Consider the following 12,276-nt stretch of genomic DNA (forward strand, 5'->3'; position numbering starts at 1 on the left):
CTTGACTTTGTTGACATACTTCGTTGACACTTTCTTTCACTTTGTTGACATACTTTGTTACCACTACCACACCCTATCAATAAATTCACCTTAATCATTTTCTCTTCTAATGCTTACATAAAAAGAGTGCCAACATTATAGTTACCACTCCTTATCTACACAAAATTATTTTCTTTTAAACTACTTATTTTATATAATTGAAGATGTACCTTCTTTTGTAAACTCGCTAAAAACAAATCCTGATTGTCCATCTACATTTATTTTTAACCAATTTCCTTCTTGTCCTACAACTTTGAAATTTGTATTCTCTGTTAATTGGAATTTTACTGGTGACGAAGTAGTTGGTTATTATCTTACATTTAATGCTGTTGTTACATTTACTACATATCCATTTTCATTTAGTGCTGTTAATTGTTTGTTTACTCCACTTAAAACTATATTTAAATCACTTTTATTAATTTGACCTTGTAAACCAAATTCAGTGATTACATTACAAACGTTACCATTTATTTATAGTATTGTAGCCATATCATACTTATTAGCATATCCTACAGTTTTGCTCCTTGCATTACAGGAACTCTTTCTTGCACTACTGCCATTTAGTTTCTTAAATTTTTTATTAAGTTATTATGATATATCAGGGTTTTATTATAAAAATCAAAATAATATATCTAATCATCATTTATATTATATTATATTCTCTACTCTACTCTTCACTTTATTTTACATCAAAAAAAGCTGGCTTCTAGCCAGCTAAATTCTTAACTCTTCATTTTTAATTCTTAATTCCACCTAATATCTGTTTCTATTTTTCATTTCTCTCTCTACATCTCTTTTATGAGCTTTTTCAAGCATAGAATCTCTCTTATCGTAGTTCTTTTTACCCTTACAAACTCCAAGGGCAACCTTTACTTTTCCTTCTTTTAAGTAAAGAGATAATGGTATAAGTGTTAGTCCTTCTCTTGATACAAGACCTGCTAACCTTCCTATTTGTTCTTTATGAAGTAATAGTTTTCTATCTCTTAGTGGATCTACATTGAATATATTTCCTTGCTCATAAGGACTTACATGCATTCCTCTTATAAATACTTCACCACTTCTTATTTCAGCATAACACTCTTTAAGGTTTGCTCTACCTTTTCTTATTGATTTTACTTCTGTTCCTACTAAAGCAAGGCCTGCTTCTATTGTTTCCTCTATAAAATAATCATGTCTAGCTTTTCTATTTTCTGCTAATGAGTTTGAATTCTTTTTTCTAGCCATTCTTTTCACCTACTCTTAATCCTATATATTATCTAAAATTATAATATATATCGCTTTCTTTTACAATTTTTATTTAGATTCTAATATTCTTTTTAAATCCTCTACTTTATTAGTTATAATACTATTTACCCCAATTTCTTTTAACTTTTTCATATCTTCTTCTAAGTTTACTGTATAAACATTTATATCTATACCCATGTCTTTGCACTTATCACTTATTTCTTTATTAACCGAATGATACTGTGGGTGTAATGCATCTAGCTTTAGTCCCTTAACATAATTATATGGCTCATATATCCATGCATCATAAAGAACTCCAACCTTTATATTACTGTTTATCTCTTTACATTTCTTTGCTGAATAATGATTAAAGGTTGATACTATAATATTCTTTTCCATATTATATTTTTTTAATACATTATAAACATTCTCTTCTATTCCTGCGTAGTCAACTATGCTATTTTTTATCTCTATATTTAAAATTAAATTTTTATCTTTTACATACTCTAATAACTCTTCTAATGTAGGAATTTCTTCCTCTTTAAATTTTTCATCAAACTTTATTCCTGCATCTAACTTTTTTAACTCTTCTAAAGTATAGTCCTTTACATAACCTTTTCCTGTAGTTGTTCTTTCTAAAGTTTCATCATGAATTATAACTAAATGCCCATCTTTACTCTGTTGCACATCAAATTCCATTCCATCTGCACCAAATTCTACTGCTTTTTTAAAAGCTATCATAGTATTTTCAGGATATTTGTGACTATAACCTCTATGTGCTAAATTAAAAACCTTTTTCATTCTTCCTCCATAAGAAAAAGCCTACTAAGCAATGCTTAATAGACTTTTAAATCTTTAATCTTCTTTCTCTAAATCTTTAATGTCTTCTTTAACATCTAAAATTCTATCTATTAACTCTTTTGCTGTTTCTTCTTTCTCATCCTCTTCATCTTCATCAGATAAAAGGTCAAAGTAAACTTCTCTATTATCAATATCAACTCTGCTACATTTTACATGAACATTATCTCCAAGTTTATATATCTTCTTAGTTCTTTCTCCAATAAGAGATAAATTATCTTCATCATATACATAATAGTCATCATCTAATGCTGTTATATGAACTAATCCTTCTATTGTACTTGGAAGTTCTATAAACATTCCAAATGAAGTTACTGATGATATAATTCCATCAAACTCCTCACCTATTCTATCTAACATAAATTCAGCTTTCTTTAAGTCATCAACTTCTCTTTCAGCTTCCGTTGCAAGCTTTTCCATATCTGATGATTGTTTAGAGGCACGCTCTACAATTCCTTTAAGCTTTTCTAATTTCTTTCCTTCAAGTCTTCCATTTAAATTATCTTTTATAATTCTATGAATTTGAAGGTCTGGATATCTTCTAATTGGTGATGTAAAGTGACAGTAGTATTGTGCTGCAAGACCAAAGTGACCTACACACTCTGGTGCATATCTTGCCTTCATCATACTTCTAAGCATTAATGTGCTTACTATAGTTTCTTCACTTTTTCCTTTTACTTTATCTAATACTTCTTGCATCATTTTTGGATGAATTTCTGCATTAGTTCTCATAGGATATCCTAAATTATATACAAATTCTCTAAACTTAGATAATTTCTCTTCATCTGGGTCTTCATGAATTCTATATACAAAAGGTAGTTTTTGCCAGTACATATCTTCTGCAACAGTTTCATTACAAACAAGCATAAATTCTTCAATCATTCTATTTGAAATCTCTCTTGGATAAGGCTTTATTTCTATTGGTTTACCCATTTCATCTAAGGTTATCTTAGCTTCTGGGAAATCAAAGTCAATTGAACCTCTATCCATTCTTCTATTATTTAAAATAGTTGCAAGCTCTTCCATTGCTAAGAAATCATCATAAAGATAATCGTACCTTTCAATAAGCTCTTCATCTTTATCCTTAAGGATTTTTGTAACGTCAGTGTAAGTCATTCTTTCATTAGTTCTTATGATACTCTCATGAATTTCATGTGCTACAACTTTTCCTTTTTTATCAATAGTCATTATACAACTTAAAGTAAGTCTATCCACCTTTGGATTAAGTGAACATATTCCATTTGATAACTTTTTAGGTAGCATAGGAATAACTCTATCTATAAGGTATACAGATGTTGCTCTATTTAATGCCTCTTTATCTAATGGATTGTTTTCTCTAACATAATGAGATACATCTGCTATATGAACTCCTAGTTTATACATTCCATTATCTAATCTTTCAATAGATACAGCATCATCTAAATCCTTAGCATCTTCTCCATCTATTGTTACCATTTTTAAATCTCTAAAATCAGTTCTTCTTTTATATTCCTTCTCTTCTATTTCATCAGGAATATTATCAGCAAAGTTTAAAACACTTTGTGGAAACTCTTCTGGAAGTCCATATTTCTTTATTATTGTAAGAATATCAAGACCTTTATCGCCTTTCTTTCCTAGAACTTCTTTAATTTTTCCCTCTGGGCTTCTTCTCCCTTCTGGCCATTTAGTAATTTCTACAATTACTATATCTCCACCCTTAGCACCACTTTTATCTTTTTTAGATACAAAAATGTCTTGTGTAAGTCTTGTATCTTCTGGAATTACGAATCCAAAATTTCTGCTTTCTTCGTATTCTCCAATTATTGTAGTATTAGCTCTTTCTACAATAGATACGACTTCACCTTCTCTTTTTCTTATACCGCCCTTATCTTCTCTCGTAACTTGTACAATTACTTTATCACCATTCATTGCACCATTTAAAACAGAACCTGCTATAAATACATCCTTTTCTCCTTCATTCTCTGGAATAAGGAATGCAAATCCTTTTGCATGAGCTTGTATTTTTCCTTTTACATATCCAAACTTTTCAGGTAATGCATATTTATCTTTTTCGTTTCTCATAACAAGACCTTCTGATTCCATATCCTTTAAAACCATTTTAAATGCTTTAAATTCTGCTTTATTTACATCAAAAACTTTTGATAGAGAACTTAAATCCATTGGTTTATAAGCATCTTCGCCCATAAAGGCTAATAATGTGTCTTTTATCCCCATATTTGTTCCTCCATATATTTGTCTATACTTTATTATATTCTAGTTAATCTCTTTTACTATTATATTTGACAAATCTCTGTTATTTTATTCTATCTCTAATTATAACACATATTCCTCACCTATTTAAATCTCTTATCCTTTGATAAAACTAGTGGCCGTAACATTTATACCCTTAGAATATAAATGTTACGACCACTAAATCTCCGATAAATTAAAAAACTACACTTAACACTGCACAATTCCCCCAAATTATGCAAAAGCATAGTCTTAAAGTTAAATTCTCTCATAATACCTTTTTTACCATAGTTGCTTAATATAATACCCACCTTACGCGATTAAAACTCTTCCCCAAGAATTTTAATTGAGCTACTTTTACATAGCTTTTTTCTACAACTGCTTTCTAAATATAAATCTAAATATAATTCCGTTACTACTGCTGTAGTTAAAAGTTTTTAATAAAATCTACCCCTAAATCTTATTAAATAGTTTCTAAATTTTCACTCTCATTTGTCCATCTCTCTCGAACACTTATTATATTAACATAAAATTCATATTTTGTTTATACTTTTTTTATTTTTTATAAAATTTATAATAAAAAGTTTAATTTAATAAAAATATGCTAATCAATTTTAATTTAATTAGCATATCTTTAATCATTTTACAAAATGAAGTAATTATATATATTAATTTTTATTCATTTTTTAATTAAATTAGTTTATTTCCTTATACTAATTTGCTATTTAGATATTCTCTATACAAGAATTCCTCCAAATTGAACTATAAGAGGTGCAAAAACTAGTGATACTATAGTCATTAATTTAATTAATATATTCATACTAGGTCCTGATGTATCTTTAAAAGGATCTCCTACTGTATCTCCAACAACTCCTGCTTTATGTGCATTGCTTCCTTTTCCTCCATGTGCTCCACCTTCAATATACTTTTTAGCGTTATCCCAAGCACCACCTGCATTAGACATCATAATTGCCATCATAACCCCTGTTACAACTCCACCTGCAATAAGTCCTGCTAAAGCTTCTGCACCTAAAAGTATTCCAACTATAAGTGGTGATGATACTGCTAAAACTCCTGGCATTATCATTTCTTTTAATGCAGCCTTAGTTGAAATTTCTACACATGTCTTATAATCTGGTTCATCAGTTCCTTCTAATATTCCTGGCTTTTCTCTAAACTGTCTTCTAACTTCTTCCACCATTTCACCTGCTGCTTTTCCAACTGACTCCATAGTTAATGCTCCAAATAAAAATGGTAGCATTCCTCCAATTAAAACTCCTACAAGAGTTAACGGATTTAGAAGATTTATGCTACTTAATCCAACTGCTTGAGTATAAGATGCAAAAAGTGCTAAGGCTGTAAGTGCTGCTGAGCCAATTGCAAACCCTTTTCCTATAGCTGCTGTAGTATTTCCTACTGAGTCTAATTTATCAGTAACTTCTCTTACTTCTTTAGGAAGTTCACTCATCTCTGCAATTCCCCCTGCATTATCTGCAATAGGACCATAAGCATCAACTGCCACTGTAATAGCTGTTGTAGAGAGCATTCCTACTGCTGAAAGTGCAATACTGTAAAGGCCTATCATGCTATCTTTTAAGCCTCCTACACCTATATAGGAAACTAAGATACCTATTACTATTAAAATTATAGGTATAACAGTTGATTTCATCCCAACAGCTAGTCCTGCAATAATATTTGTAGCAGCTCCAGTTTCGCATTCTTTAGAAATTTTCTTTACATACTTGTAATCAGATGAAGTATAAATTTCTGTTATTTTACCAATAGCTATTCCAACAGCTATTCCAACTAAAATAGGTATAAATAAAGTTAATCCATTAAATAAGTAATAAGATAATCCTAAAGCTCCAATTAATGAAACAATCCCTGCAATTGTAGTTCCACTATTTAATGCTTTTTGAGGACTTTCTCCTTTATAATTTTTAACTATTAAAATTCCAATTAATGAACCAATTATTCCAATAGCTGAAAGTAATAAAGGATATATTAATGCATTTTTTCCTAATACTCCTTGAACAACTGTTCCTAAAGTTATAGCTGAAATAATTGAACCTACATAAGACTCAAAAAGATCTGCTCCCATTCCTGCTACATCTCCAACATTATCTCCAACATTATCTGCAATAACTGCTGGATTCCTTGGATCATCCTCGGGAATTCCTGCTTCAACCTTTCCAACTAAATCAGCTCCAACATCTGCTGCCTTTGTATAAATGCCTCCACCAACTCTTGCAAAAAGTGCAATAGATGATGCACCAAGTCCAAAGCCTGTAACTTGCTCCATGTTAAAATCAAAAAGTAATACTAGAATAGTCAATCCAACTATTCCAAAACCAACTACACAAAGCCCCATAACAGCACCACCAGAAAATGCTATATCTAAAGCTTTCTTTATTCCCTCCTTAGCTGCATTTGCTGTTCTTACATTTGCCTTAACAGCAATCTTCATTCCTAAGTAACCTGCAATCATTGAAAATAAAGCACCTACAATAAATGCAAAAGCTGCTTGAATACTTAAAAATCCACCTATAACTATACTTAAAACAATTATAAATATAGATAAATATTTATATTCTTTTTTTAGAAATGCCATAGCACCGTCCTCAATGCTATTTGCAATTCCCCTCATTTTTTCATCCCCGGCATCACTTTTTATTATTTTTGCTCTTAAAAAAGCTAAAAATATTAATGCTATTATTCCGCATATTACTGGTATAAATAATATCTCCATATATTTACTCCTCTAAAATTTATCCTTACATTCTATTTCTACTTATCATTAATCTTTTTTATTCCAAGTCTTTTTATAATTTAATCTCTGTCTAAAAAACAAAATCCCTATGAGAAATATCTCATAGGGATTTTGTTTGAGCGATTTTTTAGAGTCTATAATAGATTCTCATATTATTTATATTAAACATCTATATTTTTTGACACAAAAAAAACTATACTAGACTAAACTAATATAGCTTTTAAGTGTGTGGTATATCCCACGCGCCTATATTAAATGTAATGCTAATATAATTAAAGCAAATATTATCATAAAAATCATTGATAATCTAGATAATATTACTTCTTTAGTTCTTGCTTTATTCTTAGAAAAGAAAGTCTCATTGTTACTTCCTTGAATAAGCCCACTTAATGCATCTGTTTTACTTGGTTGCATTAATACAGTTACAATAACTATTATTCCTGATATAGCTGCTAATATCATTAAAAAAGTTTGCATGGGAACACCTCCTATATATAAAATCCTTTAACTTCCATATTGTTAACTTATTAAGTATATCACAATTTTTAATCTTTTTCTATATATCTCTTAATTCAACGTAAAAAGACACCTATAATTTTAGGTATCTTTACTACTATTTATTCATATTCTAAATTTTCATCTAATACTAAATGATATATAAGTGCCTTCTTTAACTTCTCTATTCCTTCTTCATTTAACTTTCCTATTCTTACTTTAAATCTACTTTTACTTTTTGTTGTTATCTGTTCTGTTTTCACCGTTCCTTCAATTGTATCATGAACAGCTTCCATCAAATCATCATTTATTACAAATTGAGTTTTATGAGAAAGTTTTGCACGGGTTATAGGCACAATAGTTGCAGAGCCACTTCTGATATTAAATTTATTATAAGATACCACAATACAAGGCCTTTCTCCATATATTTCATCACCAATATTAACTCCTAAATCAACAAGCCATACTTCATATACCTCAGGCACTATCATGTTAGTTCTATTGCTAACCTCATTTTCTATTAACTTAATATCTGAATCTATAATATTTAATAGTTTTTCTTTATCATTTTCATTGTAACCTATTAAAAAATTTAGATTCTTTTTTATTCTAAAATACTTTCTCTCATAATTCTCATGTTCACCATATTCATTTTCAATGGTTTCCATTCCCTGCCTCCACTTTTATTTTTTCTTCTTTTCTTCTAGTTCAAAATACTTTAAAATTGATTTTTCATAGTACATACCTGCTTTTAAATCAATCTTTTTTATTTCCTCTAAAAATTCATCTAAAACATTTAACTTTTTAAGTTTTTTCATTAAGTGTCTTGGGTAATCTACCTTTCTTGTAAAATACCCCTTTGGATCAATAAGTCTAAGTTCTCCCTTATCTGTTACATAAACATCTCTACATCTAGTATCTAATCTTTTAAATTTAAGCTTTTTAAATTCACCTATCAACTTATAAAGTTTCTTTATTATATCTTTAGTTAATCCATTTCTCTTTATGTATTTGTCTAATCGTTCACCTTCTACCTTTTCTCTTATTATATAAAGTTCACCATGAACATATATATTAGGAAAATACTTAGATTTTTTAGTTTTCTTTAAAGTATTTGCTTCTGCATCACAAATCTTCTTTTTAGAAAAAATCTTAATTATCTTATCATCTGGAAGCTCATACACAATCCCATTATTACCTTGTCCTAGATAACTTCCTTTCTTAAATAACTTCTCAGTTTTACTATCAAAATCAACTGAGTAACAATAATTCTTTTTCATATCTTCATCCTATAAATTGCTATTCCCTATTATAATATCCTACACTCTAAATAATGTGCATCTTAATATCTTTATCTTTAATTTTAAATCTATATATGCTATAATTATAAATGTAAATGATTACTTTGAAAAATAAAAGGGGTGTATAGCCATGAGTTTTAGACTTAAATTTAATTTCAAGATTCATAACAAAACAAATAATCATTTAAAAGATATAGAAATACTTGATGATGAAGGTATTCTTCATCAAAACACTTCAGAAACTTTAAATGAAAATGAGAACCTTGATTTACAAGAAGTATATATGCACTTATACAAGCCTGAACATATATATTTAAGATTTATAGATAAACATAATATAGAACAAAAATTAGTCTTATTTAAAGATATAAAAAAACAACTAAAATTAACTTATGATATCTTCATATCAAAAGAAAAAAACCAAAACTACACCATTCAAGTTAATTAAAAATTATTAATTAAAAAAACTGGATTAGCAAAGCTAACCCAGTTTTTTATTTTCCAAAATTCGCCCAAGCGAATTTTTTCCTTAATTCTTAACTCTTAATTACTTAGTTAAGCAATCTCCAGTCATTTCACTTGGTACTTCTAGTCCCATTTCATTTAATATTGTTGGAGCTATATCAGCAAGTTTACCATTTTTTAAAGTTTTTCCTTTAGCATCGTTAGATACCCATACAAATGGCACTGGATCTGTTGTATGTGCTGTGAATGGTGTTCCTGTTGAGAAATCTATCATTGTTTCTGCATTTCCGTGGTCTGCAGTTATGAATAATGAACCATTCTTTTCTAATATTTTATCTGCAACTCTTCCAAGACAAGTATCAACAGTTTCTATTGCTTTAACTGCTGCTGGAATAACTCCTGTATGTCCTACCATATCTGGATTAGCAAAATTTAAGATAATCATATCATATTTATCGCTATCTATTCTCTTAATTAATTCATCAGTAACTTCAGATGCACTCATCTCTGGTTGTAAATCATAAGTTGCAACCTTTGGTGAAGCTATTAATGCTCTATCTTCATTTTCATTTGGAGTTTCAACTCCTCCATTAAAGAAGAATGTTACGTGAGCATATTTTTCAGTTTCTGCTATTCTTAATTGTTTTAATCCTTTAGCTGCTACAAACTCTCCTAAAGTGTTAGTAAGTATTTGTGGTGTAAATGCAACATGTACACCTTCTAAAGTTTTATCATATTGAGTCATAGTTACAAATGTAAGATTTAATGTTTCTCTTTTAAATCCTGCAAATTCTTTATCATTTATAGCTCTAGTTAATTCTCTAGCTCTATCTGGTCTAAAGTTAAAGAATATAACTGAGTCTCCACTCTTAACTTTAGCAACTGGTGCTCCATCTTTTTCTATAACACATGGTAATACAAACTCATCTGTTTTATTATCATGGTATGAGTTATCTATAGCTTCTATTGCACTATTTGCTTTAACTCCTTCACCAAGAACTATTGCATTGTATGCAAGATTAACTCTTTCCCATCTGTTATCTCTATCCATAGCATAGTATCTACCACTTATAGTAGCTATTTCACCTACACCAATTTCTTTCATCATCGCTTCAGTTTTTTCTATGAATTCTTTTCCTGATGATGGTGCAACGTCTCTTCCATCCATAAATGCATGAACATATACTTTTTGTAATCCATAAGCTTTAGCAAACTCTAAAAGTCCTCTTAAATGGTTAATATGTGAGTGAACTCCACCATCTGATAAAAGTCCCATTAAGTGTAATGCAGTATTATTTTCTTTAGCATTTTTCATAGTTAATAATAATGCTTCATTTTCTCTTACTTCACCATCTGCCATAGCTTTAGTTATTCTAGTTAGCTCTTGGTATACTATTCTTCCTGCACCTATATTTAAGTGTCCAACTTCTGAATTTCCCATTTGTCCTTCTGGAAGACCAACTGCCATTCCCGAAGCTTGTAATTCACTTACTGGAAATTCCTTTACTAATCTATCAAAGTTTGGTTTTTTTGCTAATGAAACTGCATTACCTTCTGAAGCTGCTGCAATTCCAAAACCATCTAATATCATTAACATTACAGGTCTTTTTGCCATAATTCTCTTCCTCCATTTACTTATAATATACATTCCTTAAATAATAATTCTTTTCATAAAATAATCATTATTCTATACTTTTATTATACTATATCAATCGCTTTATAACAAGAAAAGCAATAGCTATGTTAACTATTGCTTTTTAAGTCTAAAATTAGTACATTACTATTTTAGAGAAGTCGTCAGCTACTAAACTAGCTCCTCCAACTAATGCTCCATCAATGTCTGATTTAGACATTTGCTCTTTTATAGTTCCAGGTTTAACTGATCCACCGTATTGGATTCTTACTTTATCAGCAACTTCTTTTCCAAACATTCCAGCTACAACGTTTCTTACAGCTGCAATAGTTTCGTTTGCTTGATCAGAAGTAGCAGTTTTTCCAGTTCCAATAGCCCAGATTGGTTCGTAAGCTATAACAACTTTCTCTGCTTGCTCATTAGTTAATCCAGCCATATCAGCTTTAATTTGTGCTTCTAAAACTTCAACATATTTTCCTGATTCTCTTTGCTCTAAAGTTTCTCCACAACAAAGCATTGGAATTAAATTGTGTTCGAAAGCTTTTTTAACTTTCTTGTTACAAGTTTCATCAGTTTCATTAAAGTATTCTCTTCTTTCACTGTGTCCTATAACTACATATTCAACTCCCATAGCTTCAAGCATTCCTGGCGCAACTTCTCCTGTGAAAGCTCCTGATTCTTCAAAGTACATATTTTGAGCACCTATTTTAACATTTGACCCTTTAGCAGCTTCAATAGCAGCAGCTAAACATACAAATGTTGGACATATAACTACGTCACAAGTAGCATCCTTTACTAATGGTTTTAATTCATTTATCATTTCAACAGCTTCTGCTGGTGTTTTGTGCATTTTCCAGTTTCCTGCAATTATTGCTTTTCTCATTATAAATCACCTCTATAAAAATTTTGTGAAATTATTTAGCCACTCTAAAAGTCACCTTTTAAGAGTGGCTAATTTATATATCTAAAAAAACTATTTTTAAAATTAACTATTTAAAGCGTCTATTCCTGGTAATACTTTACCTTCTAAGAACTCAAGAGAAGCTCCTCCACCTGTTGAAATGTGAGTCATTTTATCTCCAAATCCTAATATATTTACAGCTGCTGCTGAATCTCCACCACCAATTATAGTAGTAGCATCTGATTCTGCCATAGCTTTAGCTACTGCAATTGTACCTTTATTGAAGTTATCGAATTCGAATACTCCCATTGGTCCATTCCAAATAACTGTTTTAGCTTCTTTAACTGCTTCTGCATATATA

General features: G+C 29.8%; 11 protein-coding genes and 1 pseudogene. 1 reads left to right on the forward strand and 11 read right to left on the reverse strand.

Annotated features, from left to right (window positions below; translation table 11 throughout):
• Window positions 1-189: 189 nt before the first annotated feature.
• The 8 genes and pseudogenes from ACRDDY_RS09540 to ACRDDY_RS09575 all read right to left on the reverse strand — a co-directional run.
• Window positions 190-333, reverse strand: a pseudogene (locus tag ACRDDY_RS09540) (SH3 domain-containing protein); the annotation flags it as partial.
• 459 nt (window positions 334-792) lie between these two features.
• Complete coding sequence (smpB, locus tag ACRDDY_RS09545; RefSeq protein ID WP_438564718.1) at window positions 793-1,263, reverse strand: SsrA-binding protein SmpB; 471 nt, start codon at window positions 1,261-1,263, stop codon at window positions 793-795.
• 69 nt (window positions 1,264-1,332) lie between these two features.
• The gene (locus ACRDDY_RS09550) at window positions 1,333-2,064 is read right to left on the reverse strand and encodes a glycerophosphodiester phosphodiesterase (protein ID WP_438564719.1); all 732 of its coding nucleotides are present in this window, start codon (window positions 2,062-2,064) and stop codon (window positions 1,333-1,335) included.
• Window positions 2,065-2,118: 54 nt separating this feature from the next.
• On the reverse strand, window positions 2,119-4,335 hold the full coding sequence (gene rnr / locus ACRDDY_RS09555) for a ribonuclease R (protein ID WP_438564720.1): 2,217 nt from the start codon (window positions 4,333-4,335) through the stop codon (window positions 2,119-2,121).
• A 751-nt stretch (window positions 4,336-5,086) separates the two neighbouring features.
• Window positions 5,087-7,099, reverse strand: coding sequence for a sodium-translocating pyrophosphatase (locus ACRDDY_RS09560; protein ID WP_438564721.1), 2,013 nt, complete (start codon window positions 7,097-7,099; stop codon window positions 5,087-5,089).
• A gap of 267 nt (window positions 7,100-7,366) precedes the next feature.
• Window positions 7,367-7,597, reverse strand: coding sequence for a preprotein translocase subunit SecG (secG, locus tag ACRDDY_RS09565; RefSeq protein WP_438564722.1), 231 nt, complete (start codon window positions 7,595-7,597; stop codon window positions 7,367-7,369).
• Window positions 7,598-7,737: 140 nt separating this feature from the next.
• On the reverse strand, window positions 7,738-8,283 hold the full coding sequence (locus ACRDDY_RS09570) for a type II toxin-antitoxin system PemK/MazF family toxin (protein WP_438564723.1): 546 nt from the start codon (window positions 8,281-8,283) through the stop codon (window positions 7,738-7,740).
• Window positions 8,284-8,298: 15 nt separating this feature from the next.
• On the reverse strand, window positions 8,299-8,895 hold the full coding sequence (locus ACRDDY_RS09575) for a protein kinase (RefSeq protein ID WP_438564724.1): 597 nt from the start codon (window positions 8,893-8,895) through the stop codon (window positions 8,299-8,301).
• A gap of 151 nt (window positions 8,896-9,046) precedes the next feature.
• Here ACRDDY_RS09575 and ACRDDY_RS09580 point away from each other — a divergent pair, with 151 nt between their 5' ends.
• Complete coding sequence (locus ACRDDY_RS09580; protein ID WP_438564725.1) at window positions 9,047-9,364, forward strand: hypothetical protein; 318 nt, start codon at window positions 9,047-9,049, stop codon at window positions 9,362-9,364.
• A 99-nt stretch (window positions 9,365-9,463) separates the two neighbouring features.
• Here the strand turns inward: ACRDDY_RS09580 and gpmI are convergent, their stop codons facing one another.
• The 3 genes from gpmI to pgk all read right to left on the reverse strand — a co-directional run.
• Window positions 9,464-10,996, reverse strand: coding sequence for a 2,3-bisphosphoglycerate-independent phosphoglycerate mutase (gene gpmI, locus ACRDDY_RS09585; RefSeq protein ID WP_438564726.1), 1,533 nt, complete (start codon window positions 10,994-10,996; stop codon window positions 9,464-9,466).
• 154 nt (window positions 10,997-11,150) lie between these two features.
• Window positions 11,151-11,897 carry a triose-phosphate isomerase gene (tpiA, locus tag ACRDDY_RS09590; RefSeq protein WP_438564727.1) on the reverse strand — a complete coding sequence of 249 codons (747 nt, stop codon included), beginning with the start codon at window positions 11,895-11,897 and terminating at the stop codon, window positions 11,151-11,153.
• Window positions 11,898-11,999: 102 nt separating this feature from the next.
• On the reverse strand, window positions 12,000-12,276 hold a 277-nt coding region (gene pgk / locus ACRDDY_RS09595), incomplete at its 5' end, for a phosphoglycerate kinase (RefSeq protein ID WP_438564728.1).

It is taken from the genome of Clostridium sp., from assembly GCF_051656525.1.
Lineage (GTDB): Bacteria > Bacillota > Clostridia > Clostridiales > Clostridiaceae > Clostridium.